Source organism: Xanthobacteraceae bacterium (assembly GCA_019454205.1).
GTDB lineage: Bacteria > Pseudomonadota > Alphaproteobacteria > Rhizobiales > Xanthobacteraceae.
This window is the reverse complement of record CP075369.1, coordinates 1,402,317-1,418,387: the sequence shown is the minus strand read 5'-3', so window position 1 is coordinate 1,418,387 and position 16,071 is coordinate 1,402,317. Positions and strand designations below refer to the sequence as shown.

General features: G+C 61.0%; 16 protein-coding genes and 1 tRNA gene. 5 read left to right on the top strand and 12 right to left on the bottom strand.

Features of this window, described 5'->3' with window-relative positions; all coding sequences use genetic code 11:
- Positions 1–35: 35 nt before the first annotated feature.
- Positions 36–1,286, top strand: a complete 1,251-nt coding sequence (gene hflX / locus KF794_06970; GenBank protein ID QYK46405.1) for a GTPase HflX — start codon at positions 36–38, stop codon at positions 1,284–1,286.
- 2 nt (positions 1,287–1,288) lie between these two features.
- Here hflX and KF794_06965 read toward each other — a convergent pair whose 3' ends face one another.
- Positions 1,289–2,110 carry a hypothetical protein gene (locus tag KF794_06965; GenBank protein QYK46404.1) on the bottom strand — a complete coding sequence of 274 codons (822 nt, stop codon included), beginning with the start codon at positions 2,108–2,110 and terminating at the stop codon, positions 1,289–1,291.
- A 111-nt stretch (positions 2,111–2,221) separates the two neighbouring features.
- Positions 2,222–3,085: a nucleoside triphosphate pyrophosphohydrolase gene (mazG, locus tag KF794_06960; protein ID QYK46403.1), complete on the bottom strand. Its 864-nt coding sequence runs from the start codon at positions 3,083–3,085 to the stop codon at positions 2,222–2,224.
- A 139-nt stretch (positions 3,086–3,224) separates the two neighbouring features.
- Between mazG and KF794_06955 the strand changes: the two genes are divergently transcribed.
- Positions 3,225–4,892, top strand: coding sequence for a diguanylate cyclase (locus KF794_06955; protein QYK46402.1), 1,668 nt, complete (start codon positions 3,225–3,227; stop codon positions 4,890–4,892).
- A 90-nt stretch (positions 4,893–4,982) separates the two neighbouring features.
- Here KF794_06955 and KF794_06950 read toward each other — a convergent pair whose 3' ends face one another.
- From KF794_06950 to KF794_06910, 9 genes are all read right to left on the bottom strand, one after another.
- Positions 4,983–5,774, bottom strand: a complete 792-nt coding sequence (locus KF794_06950; GenBank protein ID QYK46401.1) for an MBL fold metallo-hydrolase — start codon at positions 5,772–5,774, stop codon at positions 4,983–4,985.
- 9 nt (positions 5,775–5,783) lie between these two features.
- Positions 5,784–6,566 carry a TatD family hydrolase gene (locus tag KF794_06945; GenBank protein ID QYK46400.1) on the bottom strand — a complete coding sequence of 261 codons (783 nt, stop codon included), beginning with the start codon at positions 6,564–6,566 and terminating at the stop codon, positions 5,784–5,786.
- Positions 6,566–8,122 carry a methionine--tRNA ligase gene (metG, locus tag KF794_06940; protein ID QYK46399.1) on the bottom strand — a complete coding sequence of 519 codons (1,557 nt, stop codon included), beginning with the start codon at positions 8,120–8,122 and terminating at the stop codon, positions 6,566–6,568. The genes KF794_06945 and metG overlap by 1 nt, the downstream gene beginning before the upstream one ends.
- A gap of 29 nt (positions 8,123–8,151) precedes the next feature.
- Positions 8,152–9,180, bottom strand: coding sequence for a DNA polymerase III subunit delta' (locus KF794_06935; protein QYK46398.1), 1,029 nt, complete (start codon positions 9,178–9,180; stop codon positions 8,152–8,154).
- Positions 9,177–9,839, bottom strand: a complete 663-nt coding sequence (locus KF794_06930) for a dTMP kinase (protein QYK46397.1) — start codon at positions 9,837–9,839, stop codon at positions 9,177–9,179. The genes KF794_06935 and KF794_06930 overlap by 4 nt, the downstream gene beginning before the upstream one ends.
- On the bottom strand, positions 9,839–11,032 hold the full coding sequence (locus KF794_06925) for a D-alanyl-D-alanine carboxypeptidase (GenBank protein QYK46396.1): 1,194 nt from the start codon (positions 11,030–11,032) through the stop codon (positions 9,839–9,841). The genes KF794_06930 and KF794_06925 overlap by 1 nt, the downstream gene beginning before the upstream one ends.
- 86 nt (positions 11,033–11,118) lie before the next feature.
- Entirely contained in the window at positions 11,119–12,048 is a 930-nt protein-coding gene (locus KF794_06920; GenBank protein ID QYK46395.1) for a septal ring lytic transglycosylase RlpA family protein, read from the bottom strand.
- Between the two features lie 215 nt (positions 12,049–12,263).
- On the bottom strand, positions 12,264–13,067 hold the full coding sequence (locus KF794_06915; protein QYK46394.1) for a DUF4145 domain-containing protein: 804 nt from the start codon (positions 13,065–13,067) through the stop codon (positions 12,264–12,266).
- 19 nt (positions 13,068–13,086) lie between these two features.
- Positions 13,087–13,323: a helix-turn-helix transcriptional regulator gene (locus tag KF794_06910; GenBank protein QYK46627.1), complete on the bottom strand. Its 237-nt coding sequence runs from the start codon at positions 13,321–13,323 to the stop codon at positions 13,087–13,089.
- An 80-nt stretch (positions 13,324–13,403) separates the two neighbouring features.
- On the opposite strand from KF794_06910, the gene KF794_06905 reads away from it, so the two are divergent.
- The 3 genes from KF794_06905 (at position 13,404) to KF794_06895 (ending at position 14,459) form a co-directional block, all read left to right on the top strand.
- Positions 13,404–13,727, top strand: coding sequence for a hypothetical protein (locus KF794_06905; protein QYK46393.1), 324 nt, complete (start codon positions 13,404–13,406; stop codon positions 13,725–13,727).
- Between the two features lie 118 nt (positions 13,728–13,845).
- Positions 13,846–13,935 (top strand) — tRNA-Ser (locus KF794_06900).
- Positions 13,936–13,973: 38 nt separating this feature from the next.
- Positions 13,974–14,459 carry a hypothetical protein gene (locus KF794_06895; GenBank protein QYK46392.1) on the top strand — a complete coding sequence of 162 codons (486 nt, stop codon included), beginning with the start codon at positions 13,974–13,976 and terminating at the stop codon, positions 14,457–14,459.
- Here the strand turns inward: KF794_06895 and KF794_06890 are convergent.
- On the bottom strand, positions 14,428–16,044 hold the full coding sequence (locus KF794_06890) for an NAD(P)/FAD-dependent oxidoreductase (GenBank protein ID QYK46391.1): 1,617 nt from the start codon (positions 16,042–16,044) through the stop codon (positions 14,428–14,430). The genes KF794_06895 and KF794_06890 overlap by 32 nt on opposite strands.
- Between the last annotated feature and the right edge of the window lie 27 nt (positions 16,045–16,071).

The window sequence follows — 16,071 nt, the reverse complement described above, 5'->3', positions numbered from 1 at the left end:
TGCTTACGCGCGGTTCTGCCGGAACCGGAAATGCGATGCGCGATCCGCAGGCTCGGCTGGAGGAGGCGGTTGGTCTTGCCGCGGCCATCCAGTTGCACGTGGTGAATGCAGGCATCGTCTCGCTTGGCACCATTCGTCCTGCTACTTATCTCGGCTCCGGTAAGGTCGAGGAGATCGCAGGCATCGTACGTGCGGAGAACGCAGGTGTGGTGTTCGTCGATTGCGCGCTCTCGCCGGTGCAGCAGCGCAACCTTGAGAAGGCGTGGAACGCGAAGGTCGTCGACCGCACCGGGCTGATCCTCGAAATCTTCGGCGCGCGCGCGCGCACGAAGGAGGGCGTGTTGCAGGTTGAGCTTGCGCATCTTCAGTACCAGCGCAGCCGTCTTGTGCGGTCATGGACTCACCTTGAGCGGCAACGCGGCGGTTTCGGTTTTCTCGGCGGTCCTGGCGAAACGCAGATCGAGGCGGACCGGCGGCAGATCGACGAACGGATTCTCCGCATCGAGCGCGATCTGGAGTCGGTCAAGCGTACGCGCGGTTTGCACCGGCTGAACCGCAAGCGTGTGCCGTATCCTATCGTTGCGCTGGTCGGTTACACCAACGCCGGAAAATCGACGCTCTTCAACCGGCTCACGGCCGCGAACGTGCGTGCCGAAGATTTGCTGTTTGCGACGCTCGATCCGACATTCCGCGCGCTCAACCTGCCGGGCGGAACGAAGGCCATTCTGTCGGACACGGTCGGGTTTCTCGCCGAATTGCCGACACTGCTCGTCGCTGCGTTCCGCGCCACGCTGGAAGAAGTGCTGGAGGCAGACATCATCCTGCATGTTCGCGACATCTCACATCCCGATACGGAAGCACAGGCGGCAGACGTGCAGGGCGTGCTGAAAGAACTCGGTATTGATATTCAAACCAGCGGCCATGCCATCGAAGTCTGGAACAAGGCTGACCGGCTCGATGCGGAGCGGCTGGAAACGCTGCGCAATCTTGCGCGGCGCGCGCCTGTCGCCGAACAGCCGGTTTTGCTTTCGGCGTTGACCGGCGAGGGCACCGATATCTTGCTGCGCCGGATCGCCGACAAGGTCGTGGCGAACTGGCCGCAACTGACGCTGCAACTCGATCCTGCCGACGGCGCCACGCTAAGCTGGCTGCACCGGCATGGCGAGGTGCTTTCCAGCGATCTTACGAAACAGGGAAAACTGAAGGTAGAAGTCCGGCTTGCGCCAGAGCGTGCGGAGGAGTTCAACCGCCGCCGCGCGAAAGCGCAGGCGGCGGGCAGTCACTGAAATCAGGCCTCGACTTGCCGGAACAGGCTGGTTCCGAATGCCGCGGAAACGGCGATCTGCAACAGATAGATCACCAGACGGATCAGGTTGGTCACAACGATAACGGCAATCGAATAACCGCTATCGAAGTTCGCGCTCGAAGTCATTTCCGGATCGATGCCGGTTGCAAGCTTGACGATTTGCGTCAGTCCGAAATCGGCGATGAAGAAGAGCAGCGAGAAAGCCAGGATCGCAAGCAGAATGCGGAAGGTGGCGCCGGAAGTTGAACCCCAAGCTTGCCCCATCGTTTGCGGTTTGCCGACAGCCGCGGACGCAACGTAGGTCGCGAGCTTGGCTGAAAAGAATAAAATCAGTGCAATCCAAACGATGAAGATGATGGCGCTCACGATCCAGACCGAACTTTCGGTTGTCAGTGAACCGGAAAGTGCAAGGTAGACCACGATGCCATAGGCGAGCAGGAACGGGATGCTGATGCCGATGATGATGAGCATGACCAGCAGCATTCGCCCCAAAGACGGCCAGTAGGTAGGGCCGATGGGCGATGGATCGCCGTAGTAGTAATCGCGCGCATAGGAAATGTAGGCAGCGACGAAAATCAGAATGACGGCAAGACCAAGCAAAATCCCGATCACATAGATCGGGGCAACCGCTGTCAGCAGGCCGCCGTAAATCAAACCGAACAAGACTGCGAAGTAAGCTGCAATCGCAAGAATGGTGAGGCCTGCATAAGGCGCACCGATAGCGGCGACGCGGCCCATAGCGCCGAACGTGTAGCCGAGGCTTTCCGAAAGCGCCCGATAGGCGGAAATGTTCTCACCGGTCATGTCAGGTTTCCTTGCAAGGGCGACGAGGCTGGAATCCGACTCGAGTGTTGAAGCGAAAGGCTAGCGGGCGTCCTTCGCGCTTGCAATCGCGTTCCAATAACAAGGCTGCGACTAGCTGCGGGTTTTATCCGGTTGCTTGTCCTGTGTTTTCGCCTGCTGCCAGAATGTTTCGAGTTCTTCTAGTGTGAACTGGTCCGGTTTCCTGTTCCGCTCCCGGCAAGCCTGTTCGACCGCACGGAACCGCCGTTCGAACTTGATCGTCGCAGCGCGAAGCGCGGTTTCCGGGTCGTGTCCGTACTTACGGGCGACGTTGACCGCCGCGAACAGCAGATCGCCGATTTCTTCTTCGCGCGCTTTATCCGATGCGGCCGTTCGCACCTCTGCGATTTCTTCGTGAAGTTTTTGCATGGCACCTTCCACATCAGGCCAATCGAAACCGATGCGCGCTACCCGCTTCTGGATTTTCTCGGCGCGGGTCAACGCGGGAAGGGCGACCGGTACCGCATCCAGCGCGCTCTCTAGGGCGCCGGAATTGCCGCGCGCCTTGCGCTCGGCGGCCTTGATCGTGTCCCAGAGCTTTTTGACATCATCAGGGGAAAGTCCGCGCAAATCGCCGAAGACATGCGGATGCCGGCGGATCAGCTTGTCGGTGATAGCGCGAACCACATCGCCGAAATCGAACGCGCCTTGTTCCTCGGCCATGCGCGCATGAAACACGACCTGCAGCAACAGATCGCCCAGTTCATCCTTGAGGTCCGTGAGATCGCCGCGCGCAATCGCATCCGCCACCTCGTAGGCTTCCTCGATGGTGTACGGCGCGATCGTCGCGAAGGTCTGCCGGAGGTCCCACGGACAACCGCTTTCGGGTGTGCGGAGCCGGGCCATCAGATCGAGCAGTGCCGCAATCTCGCGGAATGGACGGACTTTGTTTCCGGCCTGTTCCAAGGGCTTTTGGCCTTGATTCGCAGAAGACATATTATGGAATATCCGCAGATGGGGCGATCGGGAATTGGCTCAAATTTGAATCGTTTCCGGCCGGGCTTCTTAAGCCGAGCCTGTCACATTGATCTCCGGGAAGCGAAATTATCGCCGGGCTGCGGACGACTATCGGGCTATGAACATCACGGGACAAAACGGCGGCGCGGCGCGGCTGCGCTGGTTGTTGATCGCAATCATTACGATTGCGGTCTTGCCGGTATTCGGCCTGTATCTCTTGCGGCTTCAACACAACAGCGATCGCGCACTTTCGGAAGCGCGCGAACTCGCAGTGACGCTGGCGCAGCGCGGCGCGGATGCGCAGCTCGCGGTTGTCAGTCATGCGCGCACGCTTGCGGAATCCATCCGCTTCATTCCGGCGGTCAAGAACCAGACCGGCGACTGCCCCGAAACCCTGCGTCGGATCAACGAGGAAGCGCCGTGGGCGGCGTCGTTGTTCTTGCTCGATCTCAGCGGCCATGTGGTGTGCAGCAGCCACCCGATGGCTTTTGCCATTAGTTTTGGCGACCGTCAGTATTTCAAGGATGCCCTTCGAACCGGCGCTTTCGTGACCAGCGAAGCCATCATCGGCCGCATTACCAAGTTTCCTGTCGTCGCCGGAGCGCTGCCGATCCGCGCTGAAGGTGGTGCGATTACCGGCGTGCTCGTGCTCGGCATCGAATTGTCCTGGCTTCCGGCGATTGCCGAACAGGCGCGCATGAAACACGACGGGATCGTGCTCGCGATGAACAGCGATGGCGGCCTCGTCTCCCGGCTGCAGCGCGACGGCACGTCGATGCATATTTTTGAAACCAGCGACGCCGCGCGCGGGTTGATCCAACAACTTCTGCAAAGCAAACCGGGATCCGCCGATCTTGAAGTCGGGGAAAACGGCGCGGGGCATATTTTCGGCATCGCGCGCGTTGAAGATATGGGCCTGACGGTTGCCGTCGGGTTCGACCGCCTGACGGTTCTCGATCCGATTAACCGGCAATTCCGCTCGGATTTCATCTGGCTGCTTGGCATCGCTGCCGCATCCATCCTGCTTGCGATGCTGCTGACCGAAATCAGCGTGCTGCGCGGCGTGGGTGCGCTCAATCGCGCGGCGCGGCAACTCAAGGCCGGCAAGATCGGCGTGCGCGTAAATCTTCCGCGCCGTGTTGCAACCGAATTGCACGACCTCTCCGCCAGCTTCAATTCGATGATCGCGGAGTTCGAACGGCTGGCCTATCTCGACCGCCTCACCGGCTTGCCCAACCGGCGCTATCTCGACCGGCACATGCTTGCACCGCGCACGGACGCGCCGGGCAAGGTCGACGCCCTGCTTGCCATCGACCTCGATGGATTCAAGCCTGTGAACGATACCTACGGTCATGCGATGGGCGACCGCGTGCTGATCGCCGTGGCGCGCCGCATCGCGCTGGCCGCGGACGGCAAGGCGAAGATTGCCCGTCTCGGCGGCGATGAGTTCGTTGCGCTGCTGGAGATGAAGAACCCGGTGGATCCGCGTGGCGAAGCGCGGGCTTTCGCGGAAGCGCTGCGCGCTACGCTCGATGAGCCGGTGGAAATCGACGGAATGGCTTTCCCGGTTGGTGCGAGCATCGGGATCGCGCTGGTGCCGCAGGATGCCGAGACGTTGCCGGAAGCGCTGATTGCCGCCGACGCGGCCCTTTACGAAGCCAAGCGGGCTGGCCGTAACCGCGTCATCAACCAATCGCCTTCCATCGCCGCCAGCGAAATTGACGGGCTGCTGGAAGGCCACTGGATGAGCTTCGAGTTCATCGATGCAAAAGAAAATACTTTATAATCAACCGTTTGACTGAATGTTCGATACGCGAATATCTACCTTATTCCGCAAGTCCATACCGCTGATATAGTCTATTATATCCATTTGATATTATTGGATTTTCATTCCATCAAAAGCAGGTTCAATTCCCTTCCCAAGCTCGCCTCGTAGCGTCTCGTAATCCAGATCGTTGTGCATGTTGGTGAGCACCGCCCGCTTCGGCCTCATCCGCGCGATCCACTGCAGGGCGTCGGTCAGCGAGAAGTGGCTTGGATGGGGGCGGCGGCGCAGGGCGTCGATAATCCAGACATCCAGCCCTTCAAGCTGGCCCAGGCTTTCCGGCGGCACGTCGCTGACATCCGGGCAATAGGCAAAACCGCCAAAGCGCAAGCCGAGCGCATGCGTTTCGCCGTGGATCAGGTCGAAGGGCACGAACTCGATTGCACCGCCCTCTCCTTCGATCCGCAGCGGTTTCCCGGCGGCGATGCGATGCTCGGTCAGGATCGGCGGATAGTCGCTGCCTTTCGGAGTCGCGAAGCAGTAGCCGAAGCGCGTGTGCAGCGAACGTGAAGTGGTCTCGTCAACATAAACGTCCGTTCGCTTTTGCGCTTGTAGCGAAAGCGGGCGGAGATCGTCGATGCCGTGGGTGTGGTCGGCGTGATCGTGCGTGTAGATCACGCCGTCGAGATGCGTGACGTTTGCGGAGAGCAACTGGTCGCGAAGATCCGGAGAGGTATCGACCAGCACGGAAGTTTTCTTCCCCGCGTTTTCGCGCTCGACAAGGATCGAACAGCGGCGGCGGCGGTTCTTCGGGTTGGCAGGATCGCACGCGCCCCAGCCCTGCGCGATCCGCGGCACGCCACCGGAGGAGCCGCAGCCGAGAATCGTGACCGTCAAACCCATGCGCTGATGTTACGTTGCCGCCGGGACCTTGGAAAAGAGGCGGTGGAAATTGGCCGTGGTCTGCGCCGAGATCGTCGCAAAATCCACGTTTCGTGCAGCAGCCAGCGCCTTCGCGGTGTAGCTTACGTAAGCGGGTTCGTTGCGTTTGCCGCGATAAGGCTCAGGCGCGAGATACGGCGCATCGGTTTCGACCAGAATCCGATCCGCCGGCAGGCTAGCTGCGAGCGTGCGCAAGGCTTCGTTCTTCTTGAAGGTAATCACGCCGGAAAACGAAACATAGCCGCCGAGTGCGACGCCGCGATTGGCGAGGTCTGGGCCGCCGGTGAAGCAGTGCAGGACGAAAGGAAAGGCACCTTTCACGAACTCGTCTTCCAGAATGTTCGCCATGTCGGCGTCGGCTTCGCGGGAATGGATCACCAGCGGCAGGCCGGTTTCGCGCGCGGCAGCAATATGACGGCGGAAGCTCCGCTCCTGTCCTTCCGGCGAGGAGTTATTGCGGAAATAATCCAGACCCGCTTCGCCGATGGCGACGACCTTCGGATGCACTGCCGCTTTCACCAGATCGGCGGTCGTGACAGCCGGCTCCTTGTCAGCGTAATGCGGATGGGTGCCGACGGAGCAGAAAACGTCATCGTAATGTTCAGCGATAGCACGAATGTCCGCAAACTTGTGGACCTTGGTGCTGATCGTCACCATGCGCGCAACGCCATCGGCCCGCGCACGTTCGACGATTGCATCGCGCTCGGCAGCGAAATCCGGAAAGTCGAGATGGCAGTGGCTGTCGACCAGCATCACGCCTTGCCTTCTTCCGCTTCGACGTAGCGCGGAAAAATACCGGACGGTGCAGGCAATGGCGTGCCGGGCTTGAGACGGCCCTTCTCGCCGAGATGCGCGAAGTCACGCGCATCCTGTGCGATGGCGAGCAGGTCGAGCAGCTTCGCGGCACCCGCGGGAACGATGGGCTGCGCAAGGATTGCAACCTGCCGCACGACTTCCGCCGTGGTCCAGAGCACGGTCGCCATCTTGGCCGGATCGCTCTTGCGCAATTCCCACGGCGCGCTTGCCGCGAAATACTGGTTCGCGTCGGCCACGACCGACCAGATTGCTTGCAGGACGATGTGAAGCTGTTGCGTCTGCATTGCTTCGCGGGCCTGCTCCAGCAGCGTATCGGTCGAGGCGAGGATCGCCTTATCGGCTTCGCCAAGCGTGCCGGTCTCCGGCACCCGCGCATCGCAGTTCTTCGCGATCATCGAAAGCGATCGCTGCGCGAGGTTGCCGAGATTATTTGCGAGATCGGCATTGGTGCGATTCACGATCGCTTCGTGGCTATAGCTGCCGTCCTGTCCGAACGGCACTTCGCGCAGGAAGAAATAGCGAAGCTGATCGACGCCGTACTCGTCCGCCATCTGTGAAGGATCGACTACGTTGCCGAGCGTCTTCGACATCTTCTCGCCGCGGTTCAGCAGAAAGCCGTGGCCGTGAACGCTTTTCGGAAGTTCGATTCCGGCGGACATGAGAAACGCAGGCCAGTAGACCGCGTGGAAGCGCACAATGTCCTTGCCGATGATGTGGATGTCGGCGGGCCAGTATTTCCTGAACGTCTCGCTGTTCGTGTCCGGATAGCCGACGCCCGTGATGTAGTTGGTCAGCGCATCGACCCAGACATACATCACATGACCTTCCGCGCCCGGCACCGGCACGCCCCAGGTCAGTGTGGTGCGCGAGATCGAAAGGTCCTGTAGTCCCGCCTTCACGAAGCTCTCGACCTCGTTGCGGCGCGTCTCTGGCATGATGAAGCCGGGATTGTCCCGGTAATGCTTTAGCAGCCTGTCGCCATAAGCGGACAGCTTGAAGAAATACGTTTTCTCCTCGGTCCATTCGACTGGCGTGCCCTGCGGGCCGCGGCGCACCTTGTCCTCGCCGACAACGGTTTCGGACTCGGCATAGAACGCCTCGTCGCGCACCGAATACCAGCCGGCATAGGTGCCGAGATAAATATCGCCCGCCTCCTCCATCTTCTTCCAGATGGCCTTGCTCGCCTCGTGGTGCGCGGGTTCGCTGGTGCGGATGAAACGGCTGTAAGAGACGTTGAGCTTGTCGCACATCGCCTTGAACAGCGGCGCATTGCGGTCGGCAAGTTCGTTTGGTTGCAGCCCCTGCGCGGCGGCGGTCTGCGTCATCTTCAGGCCATGCTCATCGACGCCGGTCAGGAAGAAAACGTCATAGCCATCAAGGCGCTTGAAGCGCGCGATGGCGTCGGTCGCGATTGCCTCGTAGGCGTGGCCGATATGCGGCGCGCCGTTCGGGTAGGAGATCGCGGTGGTGATGTAAAACTTCTGTTTCGCCATCGAACGGAATTCCTTCAGCCCGCGCCTAGTCAGTCGCGGGTCGCCTCGGCCAGAACGGCAAAGACCTGAAACACCAGAGGCTTGCGGTCCAAGTTGAAGATATCCGCGGTGGCCGTGGCGCGGCGCACGTTTTCCCACGCCTCGGCATAGCGTGCAAGACGCGCGGGCGGCGCGTCTCCGGTCGCGGCGGCGGCGAGCCAGTCCTCGACCGTATCGGCGAAGACGTTGAGCTGGTCGCCGCGCAGTTTGTCGCCAAGCGCGGCAATGGAGCCGGACTCGACCTCCGGCAGTTGCGCGAGCAGGCGCTGCGTCATGTGCAGCACTTCGAGGCCGTCTTCGCCGGTGAGCAGCAGCGAGAGCGCACGGCCTACGCTGCCCCTTCCCGCCTCTGCTGCTGCGCCGAGGTTTGTGGGGTCGATGTCTTCCATATCCGCCGTGACGCTTTGCAAGGCGCGCAGCACTTCGCCATCGGTCAGCGGCTTCATGTCGACGCGGCGGCAGCGCGAGCGGATGGTCGGCAGCAAACGTCCCGGCGCATGCGAAACCAGAATGAGCATCGCGTTTGCCGGAGGCTCCTCGAGCAGCTTGAGCATGGCATTGGCGCTGGCTGCGTTCATGTCGTCGACCGAGTCGATAATGCAGACGCGCCAGCCGCCATAAGCGGCGGTGGAGCCAAAGAACTGCACCAGCCTGCGCGTATCCTCTACGCGGATGAATTCGGAAAGCGCCTTGCCGTCGTCGCGCGGCAGGCGGCGTAGCGTCAGCAAATCCGGATGCGACAGTGCCGCGACTTGCCGCGACACTGGATGGTCGGAGACGATGTCCAGCGACTTTGCACTTCTATCTGCGCCTGCAAGCAGGAAGCGCGCGAGGCGATAGGCAAGCGTCGCCTTGCCGATGCCTTGCGGCCCCGCGAGCAGAATGGCATGCGGAATTCTTCCGCTGCGGAGCGCAGTCAGCAACTCGGTTTCGACTTCGTGATGTCCGAAGAAATCGAAGCGCTCACGCGGATGCGGGCTGCCCGCGAGCCGGTCGCCTTCTTCGGTGTCGGGCGTCAACCTGCCGCCCTCGGTGCGATAGCAGGTGCGCGGCCTTTCAACAGGCGATCGACGACCGTCATCCAGATGCGCACCGCAACTACGTCAGGGCTTTGCGATGCATCGACCAGCACGCAGCGCTCCTTCTCGTTCTGCGCGAGCGCGCGGAAGCCTTCGCGAATCTGAAGATGGAATTCGAGGTCTTCCGCCTCAAAGCGATCCTGTTGTCCGCTGCGCCCCTTGACGCGAGCAGCGCCGACCTCCACCGGCACGTCGAGCACGAACGTAAGATCGGGCAAAACATCGCCGACAGTGACGCGCTCCAGCGCGCGGATCACCTTCGGGTCCACTTGACCGAGTACGCCCTGATACACGCGGGTTGAATCCAGAAAGCGGTCACAGATCACCCACGCGCCACGTTCCAGTGCCGGAAGGATGGTGCTCTGGATATGATCGTCGCGCGCTGCCGCGAACAGCATGGTTTCGGCGGTCGGGCCAAGCGGCTTTGCGACGCCGTTCAGGAGAAGAATACGGATCGCTTCCGCGCCCGCCGAGCCGCCCGGCTCACGCGTAGTTACGACGTCAATGCCGCGCAGCTTGAGGCGCTCCGCGAGCCGCGTGGCCTGCGTGGATTTTCCGGAACCTTCGCCGCCTTCGAGCGTGATGAATTTCCCGCGCATCACGATCTCCGGCTGAACAGTTTGCCGAACGCGCCGCGCACCAGGCCTGCGGTCAGTTCATACGCGCCATCCCACGCGCGGCTCCATGTACTGCCGACGCCGACATCTTCGGCGGCATAAAGCGGAGCTTCGAGGACGAGTTGCTGCGCGCGGAATACGCGCACTTTCGCGACTTCAGCACCACGCCGTATCGGCGCCTGCAACGGTCCCTCATAGACCACGCGGACGTTCAGACGTTCGGTCGCGCCGCGCTGGCTGCGCAGATTTACGTCGGTGCGGCTCACGACCGCAACCGAGCCTTTCTCTCCGCCGAACACGCGCACGTTCGCGACAACGCGGTTGCCGCTGAAAATGCGTTTCGGCTCGAAGGATTTGAAACCCCAATCGAGCAGCCGCCGCGCATCGTCGATGCGTTCACGCTCGCTGCGTGAACCGGCGACCACGACCACCAGCCGTTCACCGTTCTGCTCTGCCGAGCCGACGAGGCTGTAGCCGCCATCCTTTACCTGCCCGATCATCATGCCGTCGGCGCCGAGCGAGAGCGGCAGCAGCGGATTGCGGTTGCCCTGCTTGATCTTGCTCCAGGTAAATTCCTGAATCGCAAAATATTTATAATATTGCGGGTACTCTCGAATGATGTGCGCGCTAAGGAATGCGAGATCGCGCGGCGATATTTTCTGCGTGTCGTCCTCGCGTCCGGTCGGATTGCGAAATACGGCGCTGGTCAGGCCCAGTTCCTTCGCGCGCGCGTTCATGCGCTTCACGAACTCTGCTTCGCTACCCGAAGTTCCTTCGGCAAGCACGATCGCCGCATCGTTGCCATTCAGTACGACGAGGCCGGTCACGAGGTCCTCGATACGAATGTTGCTGCGGAGTGCTGCGAACATCTTGGAACCGGTGGAAGGCGCGCCGCCGGTACGCCACGCATGCAGGCTGACCTGAAACGTGGTGTCGAGCGTCGTCTTGTTCGCTTTCAGGTCCTGAAAAACCAGCGCCGCGGTCATCAGCTTCGCGAGATTGCCGGGCTGGACCGTTTCGTTCGCGCGCCGCTCATAGAGCACAGTGCGCGTCGTGAGATCGAGCAGCACCGCGTGCGGCGACGTCACCGTTACCGGCGTCTGCGCACGCGCAGGCAGCGCCGCGAATGCGGCGGACAGGAACAGCCAGAAAGCGAAGCGGAGAGACGAAAACATGCCGGCCTTACATCCCGCACCGGGGCGGCCATCTCAAGGGTGGCGAACAGGCCGGGCTGGCGGGGGCATACCAGAACTTGTGGCGGTCAATAAAGCCCGCGGCCGGAAAGCGAAGCAGGCGAGAAACCGGCAGCCGGAACCGTCTGGTTGCTGCTGAATCCGGTGCCCTGCTGGGGTTGCGGATTGCCGGGGCCGCGTGGCTGGAAGGTATTTACCGGCTGCTGCGGACCGTTCTGCCGGAACGACCAGGCATCGTCGCCGGCGGAAGCGACCTGATTCTGCTTCCGCTTGCGGATCACGGGTGTTGGTTCGTCGTCGTCCTCGTCGTCGTTCTGGGCCACGAAGGGCTTCTGCTTGTCGCGATTGGCTACGCGGATCTGATTGGGCGGCGGCGCCGGGCTGTTATGGCGGAGCGTGGCCGCCAGTTGCACATCGTCGGAGCCTTTGACGTTGGCCGGCGCGACGTATTCCACCTTCACGCGCGCAGTGCCGTGGTGCTTGAAGCCTAACAGGTCTGCAGCGCGCGAGGAGACGTCGATCACGCGGTTCGCATGGAAAGGGCCGCGGTCGTTCACGCGGACCACCAGCGAGCGGCCGTTGGAGAGGTTGGTCACGCGCACGTAGCTCGGCAACGGCAGGGTCGGATGCGCGGCCGTAATCGAACGCATGTCGAAGATTTCGCCGTTGGCGGTCAGGCGGCCGTGGAAAGCGTCGCCGTACCAGGACGCAACGCCCTCGGCACGATACTGAGGGTCTTCCCGCGGCACATAGCGCACGCCAGCAACGACATAAGGATTGCCGACCCGGTAGCGGCCATTGCCCTTCGGGATTTCGTCGCCATCGTTCAGCAGGCGCGGACTGGCGGTGACGCCGTATTTCGGATCGACGGCGGAGTTGGTGGTGCAGTTGGCGACCAGCAGCGCGATGCCCGCGACAAGCAAGGCACGGCTTCCGCCCAAAGCTATCCGGCTGAAAACGCTACGCCCCACCCTGAACCGCCCTCGTAAACTCGGCATTTCCGGCGCGGCCGCGCCGTTTGCCGAAGAACAGTGCCCAAAAAAGCCTACCAAAGCGGGCAGAACTGGGGCCGACCTGACGGATTGGTTAAGACTTTCCAGTACTTACTCGGATTTTACGGCTTCCGGCTTGCCGATGATGCGCCAATCGCGCATTTCGTGGGCCACGGAGAGGTGGCCGAGTGGTTTAAGGCAGCGGTCTTGAAACCGGCGCCCTAACTACCTCCGCCCTCGTCCTTCTTGTCCCGCCGCTTAATTCCCTCCAGCGCACCGGTCGGCAGGTTTTCATAGAGGTCATCCAACTGCTTTTTGTTGGAGATCATGCTGACGACGATGAGGTCAACGAGAGCGAACAATTTTAGCGCAGTGGCCTTGTCGTCATCCAAAACGATCTGACCGGGGTGTACCGCGTTGTTGCCGATCACTCGAAGAACATCCAGCGCCTTCTGAATTTTAGAATCCAGTCCGCGCTTAACAAGCGCACCTATAGCTTTGTTTAGATCGTCTTCTTCTACCTCCAGCACCGGCATGAGCTTTTGAATCAAGAGGCGAAGAATTGCAGCGGCGCCGCGTGGGGAAAGGTCAACAATCGAGGCTGCCTCCTCATAGTCGCGAACCAAATCAGCAGGCAGGTCGTCTGGTTTCCTGATCTCGGATGCGGTTACTGGATAGATTAATCTATCTTCAACCCAAATTGCGAAGCCCTTGCACGAGAAGCACTCTGATAGAAAGACATTTAACACTTCGGAGTAGAGGTACTCTGCTGTTTTGCGCGCATCGTAAGTTACGATGTTCTTTTCGAGCCGGTCCTTTAGTTTTCTGAATCGCTCTCTCAGTTCTTCCGAAAGGTCTTCGCTCTCAAGATTGTTTATGTCGCCAGCGGTCCAAGTGACGGGCTTTTGGTCCTTGCCAACATATTTCAGAAATGAGGTGTACCACGTCTGGTGAGCGAATGCTCCGCAGTGCGGGCATGAGAATGACTCGGCGCCAAGTTGTGGCGGGATAAATCTGTTCGACATTTTCTGGTTCCGACAGGGCTTACTTTGCCCTTTCCAATTTTGCGACGATGCTCGACGCGCGCACCTTCAGCGCCCGCGCGATACCAATAAACTCAATAATATCGAGGCGGCGCTCGCCGCTTTCGTATTTAGCGACATAGGACTGTGGACGAGCCAAAGCGTCCGCAAGCGCCTGCTGGGTTAGCCCCGCCTTTACGCGAGCTTCCCGCAACAAGCCTACAGCGAGCCTATAATCCTTCGAATGGAATGACTTTATTGCCAACGGCCAGTCCTATTGAATGGCCTTTGGTAATCCTATATTCGGATTATCCCAGATGAGGATAATGGAGTTGGCCGATGCTGGACGAGAAGACTTCCCAAACACTGGATCAAGCCTTCGGCGATAAGCTGCTTATTTCATTGTCACGGTTCTCGGATTTAACGAGAATTTCGCGTGAGAGATTGGTTGAGTTCATTGCGGTCGGCACTTTGAAGGCGATCACCAGCGGCTCCCACATTTACGTCACCCGGCCAATGGCGGTGGACTTTCTAATCAATGGCGGCGGCGTGGACTTGCCGCCAGCGAAACTACTTTCGCCGCCACCCACGTTGTCGCGCTTAAAGCGCGCTGCGATGGCTTACGCTGAGAAGCACCGCAAGCGCCGTCGAAACAAACTGTAGTTCCGCGCTAAATTTAGTGGCATGTCGGGAAATCCCTCGAAAGATCGGGGGTAAAATCGGGGGTAAATTGAATTTTCTGATTTGTAAAACGACATAAGTGCTTGATAAATAACAGTTCGGAGAGGTGGCCGAGTGGTTTAAGGCAGCGGTCTTGAAAACCGCCGTGCCTGCAAGGGCACCGTGGGTTCGAATCCCACCCTCTCCGCCAAAGTTTGCCTGCACCATGCACCGAGAGCCTGAGCGCGAATGCTCCACGTCCTGTTCCGCCTGTTCATGATCATCATCGGCCTCGTGGCCGGAGCGCTGGCCGCGGGCGTCGCGCTGATGCTGATCGAGGTCTGGGGAATGCCGGTGCCTTCCGATATTCCGGTTGCGGAAGCACGCTTCGCGCTCGTCATCAACGCGCTGATCGTTTCCGGCCTTGCGCTGTTCTACGCTTGCTTGCCGGGCGGATTGTTCGGCTTTGCCGCCGAGATTTTCAGGCTACGTTCGATCCTGTGGTTCGCGGCAACCGGCGGCCTGATCGGACTGCTACCCGCCTACGGCTACCTGCCTTCGTGGGTGGACGTGAACTTCTCCGGCCCGCCGCTCACGAACATGCCGCTCAAGGCCTACCCGGCGGTCGGCATCATCGGCGGCTGCATGTACTGGCTGCTCACCGGCTGCAAGGCCGGTTTCCTCCCGGATGATGGCTCTGCCGTTAACGCCGCGCGCGGCGAAGATCGCGGATGATTTCCTGCGCCGCATTGTGACCCGGCGCGCCGGTGACACCGCCGCCGGGATGCGTGCCGGAGCCGCACATATAAAGTCCGGGTACCGGCGCGCGATAATCGGCATGGCCGAGCGCGGGACGCGCGGAGAAAATCTGTCCGAGGTCCAGCGAGCCATGGAAGATATCGCCGCCGACAAGGCCGAAGGTGCGCTCCAGATCGAGCGGCGCCATGACCTGCCTGCCGAGGACCGAGGCCTTGAAGTTCGGTGCGTAGCTGTTGACGGTATCGATCATCAGGTCCGCGACCTCGTCGCGATGATCGTCCCACGATTTTCTATCCGGCAGTTCTGGCGCGACATGCTGGCAGAACAGGCTCGCGACATGCTGTCCTTTCGGCGAGAGCGTGTCGTCCAGCGTTGACGAGATCACGACTTCGACGATCGGCCGCTTCGACCAGCCATGTGTGCGCGCGTCGAAGTACGCCTGCTCCATGTAGCGAAGCGACGGCGCGAGGATGATGCCCGCGGTGTGATGTTCGGCAAGCTGCTTTCCCGGTAGCGATGTGAAGTCCGGCAGTTCGGACAGCGCGACGTTCATGCGGAACGTGCCGGAGCGGCAGCGCCAGTTCTCCATGTGCGTGCGAAACGCCGCCGGCAAGGCCGCCGGATCGACCAGCTTCAGGTAGAGCAGCTTGGGATTCAGGTTGGAGACGACTGCGCGTCCGCGGAATACTTCGCCCTGCTCCGTTACCGCGCCGACCGCCTTGCCTTTCTCGATCAGGATTTCCTTCACCGGCGCATCGGTACGAATGTCCGCGCCCGCTGCGCGTGCGGCCTTGGCCATCGCCTGCGTGATCGCGCCCATGCCACCGATGGCGTGACCCCAGACGCCTTTCTTGCCGTTCACTTCGCCAAAGCAGTGATGCAGCAGCACGTAGGCGCTGCCCGGCGTGTACGGGCTGGCATAGTTGCCGACGATGCCGTCGAAGCCATAGACCGCCTTGATCGGATCGCTTTCGAACCAGCCGTCGAGAAAATCTCCGGCGGATGCGGTGAACAGTTCGAGCAGCGCGCGCTGGTTGTCGATGCCGAGCTTGCGGAGCCGGTTTGCCAGCGCGCCGGTTTTGACAAGCTGCGAGATCATCGCGAGCGGGCTGCCGGTCTCCACGTTCGGCGGTGTTTGCAGCACGAGGTCGCGCAGCACGTCGGCGATGACGTCGAGCTGGGCCGAATAGGCGTCGAGGCGCTCGGCGTCGCGCGGGGAAAATTTCGCAACTTCCGCGGCGGTTCTCCCGCCGCCGGTTTTGAGATAGCGGCCGTCAGGCAGCGGCAGAAAGTTCGACACTTTCCGCTCCACGATCTTCAGTCCGTGCGCGGCGAGATCGAGGTCGTGGATCACCTTCGGGTTCAGCAGCGAGACCGTGTAGGCCGCGACCGAATTGCGGAAGCCGGGGTGGAACTCCTCGGTGACGGCGGCCCCGCCGACCACGCCGCGGCGCTCCAGCACCACGGTCTTCAGGCCCGCCTTGGCCAGATAGAAGGCGCAGACGATGCCGTTATGGCCTCCGCCGACGATTACCGCGTCATACGCCGATTCAGTTTGCATCCCGTGGCCTGAATAGGCCACAAAGCG

Excerpts from the sequence above, each read along its gene's own strand:
- KF794_06905 (QYK46393.1), top strand. The coding sequence starts at position 13,404 with ATGCTGGACGAGAAGACTTCCCAAACACTGGATCAAGCCTTCGGCGAT.
- KF794_06950 (QYK46401.1), bottom strand. The coding sequence starts at position 5,774 with ATGGGTTTGACGGTCACGATTCTCGGCTGCGGCTCCTCCGGTGGCGTG.
- KF794_06915 (QYK46394.1), bottom strand. The coding sequence starts at position 13,067 with ATGTCGAACAGATTTATCCCGCCACAACTTGGCGCCGAGTCATTCTCA.
- KF794_06925 (QYK46396.1), bottom strand. The coding sequence starts at position 11,032 with ATGTTTTCGTCTCTCCGCTTCGCTTTCTGGCTGTTCCTGTCCGCCGCA.
- KF794_06930 (QYK46397.1), bottom strand. The coding sequence starts at position 9,839 with ATGCGCGGGAAATTCATCACGCTCGAAGGCGGCGAAGGTTCCGGAAAA.
- hflX (QYK46405.1), top strand. The coding sequence starts at position 36 with ATGCGCGATCCGCAGGCTCGGCTGGAGGAGGCGGTTGGTCTTGCCGCG.
- metG (QYK46399.1), bottom strand. The coding sequence starts at position 8,122 with ATGGCGAAACAGAAGTTTTACATCACCACCGCGATCTCCTACCCGAAC.
- KF794_06890 (QYK46391.1), bottom strand. The coding sequence starts at position 16,044 with ATGCAAACTGAATCGGCGTATGACGCGGTAATCGTCGGCGGAGGCCAT.
- KF794_06895 (QYK46392.1), top strand. The coding sequence starts at position 13,974 with ATGCTCCACGTCCTGTTCCGCCTGTTCATGATCATCATCGGCCTCGTG.
- KF794_06920 (QYK46395.1), bottom strand. The coding sequence starts at position 12,048 with ATGCCGAGTTTACGAGGGCGGTTCAGGGTGGGGCGTAGCGTTTTCAGC.
- KF794_06955 (QYK46402.1), top strand. The coding sequence starts at position 3,225 with ATGAACATCACGGGACAAAACGGCGGCGCGGCGCGGCTGCGCTGGTTG.
- KF794_06945 (QYK46400.1), bottom strand. The coding sequence starts at position 6,566 with ATGCTGGTCGACAGCCACTGCCATCTCGACTTTCCGGATTTCGCTGCC.
- KF794_06965 (QYK46404.1), bottom strand. The coding sequence starts at position 2,110 with ATGACCGGTGAGAACATTTCCGCCTATCGGGCGCTTTCGGAAAGCCTC.
- mazG (QYK46403.1), bottom strand. The coding sequence starts at position 3,085 with ATGTCTTCTGCGAATCAAGGCCAAAAGCCCTTGGAACAGGCCGGAAAC.